The 1,824-nt window shown below is 73.0% G+C and carries 2 protein-coding genes; both read right to left on the reverse strand.

Annotation, left to right across the window (positions count from 1 at the left end; genetic code table 11):
* Positions 1-106: 106 nt before the first annotated feature.
* Positions 107-778, reverse strand: a complete 672-nt coding sequence (locus ACWGH4_RS34760) for a response regulator (RefSeq protein ID WP_177151020.1) — start codon at positions 776-778, stop codon at positions 107-109.
* Between the two features lie 13 nt (positions 779-791).
* Complete coding sequence (locus ACWGH4_RS34765; RefSeq protein WP_453467863.1) at positions 792-1,625, reverse strand: RecB family exonuclease; 834 nt, start codon at positions 1,623-1,625, stop codon at positions 792-794.
* Between the last annotated feature and the right edge of the window lie 199 nt (positions 1,626-1,824).

Raw genomic sequence — 1,824 nt, forward strand, 5'->3', positions numbered from 1 at the left:
GCTGCCCGGCCGCTGCGGCGAGCCGCGGCCGGCCCCCGGCCGTTGCCGCAGGGCGCGACGGGCACCGTCCACCGGGCGGGCGGGCCACCGGGTGGACGGGCCGCCGCTACTGGGCGCCGGGGCGCACCAGTCCGCTCTCGTACGCGTAGACCGCCGCCTGGACGCGGTCACGCAGACCCAGCTTCGTCAGCACATGGCCGACGTGCGTCTTGACGGTCGTCTCGCTGACGAAGAGGTCCGCCGCGATCTCCGCGTTGGACAGCCCGCGGGCCACCAGCTTCAGCACCTCCACCTCACGGTCGGTCAGCGTGTGGAGAGTGTCCGGAACCGGCTCCTCGCCGGACGGCAGATGGTCCGCGTACTTGTCGAGCAGCCTGCGGGTGATGCTCGGCGCGAGCATCGCCTCTCCCGCGGCGACCACCCGGATCGCCTGCACCAGTTCGTTGGCCGGGGCGTCCTTCAGCAGGAAGCCGCTCGCACCGGCGCGCAGCGCCTCCACCACGTACTCGTCCAGGTCGAAGGTGGTCAGCACCAGGACCTTCGCCGGACCGTCCCGGCCGGGACCGGTGATCTGACGCGTCGCCTCCACGCCGTCCATCCGGGGCATCCGGATGTCCATCAGCACGACGTCGGGCTGGAGCGCCCGCACCTGGTCGAGGGCCTGGAGGCCGTCCCCGGCCTCACCGACCACCGCGATGTCCTGCTCGGCCTCGAGGATCATCCGGAAACCGGTGCGCAACAGCGGTTGGTCGTCGACCAGTAGGACGCGGATAGCCACGGGTACTCCTTCTTTAGACCGGGCCCATTCTGCCCTGGCCATCCTCGGCCGACGCGCGCGGGGAAACGCTCAGCGGATAAACCGGGGGAGTGCCGCCGAATTCCGGACACACCGAACGGTGGTCGCACCAGCCGCACAGCTTCGTCGGCCGCGGCCGCCAGTCACCCGTCTCCGTGGCCAGCCGGATCGCCTCCCAGAGCGCCAGCAGTTTGCGCTCCGTCCGCTCGAGGTCGGCCATGACCGGGTCGTACGTCAACACGTCGCCGCTGCCCAGGTACACCAGCTGGAGCCGGCGCGGCACGACCTGCTTCAGCCGCCAGATCACCAGCGCGTAGAACTTCATCTGGAACAGCGCGCCTTCGCTGTACTCCGGACGCGGGGCCTTGCCCGTCTTGTAGTCGACGATCCGCACGTCGCCGGTCGGCGCGATGTCCACCCGGTCGATCACGCCGCGCAGCCGCAGCCCCGACTCCAGCTCCGTCTCCACGAACATCTCCCGCTCGCGGGGCTCGAGCCGCGTCGGGTCCTCCAGCGTGAACCACCGCTCCACCAGCTGCTCCGCCTCACCGAGCCAGCGCGACAGCCGCTCGCCGCCCGGGTCCTCCGCGAACAGCTCGCCCAGCTCCGGACGCGTCTCGAGGAGCCGGCTCCACTGGCCGGGAACCATCGCCTTGGCGCGCGGCGCCGTCCGCTCGGCCGCCGGATCGTCGAAGAGCCGCTCCAGCACCGCGTGCACCAGCGTTCCCCGGGTAGCCGCTTCGCTGGGCTTCTCCGGCAGCCTGTCGATCACCCGGAACCGGTAGAGCAGGGGGCACTGCATGAAGTCGCTCGCACGCGAGGGTGACAGCGACGTGGGCGGCGCGCTCCGCGCCGGCTCCTCGACGGCCGGACCGCCGGCCGGCGAGCTTCGCGCCGGCTGCCCCGGGCCCTCGTCGTCGCCGGCGGCGGGTGCCGTGGCCGCGGCGGGCTCCCCGGCCGCGCCGGGCGCCGCGGTGGCCGGGCCGTCCACGGGGGCGGCAGGCGCCGGCTCGTCGACGACTTCCGGC

The sequence above is a fragment of the Streptomyces sp. NPDC054847 genome (assembly GCF_053610925.1).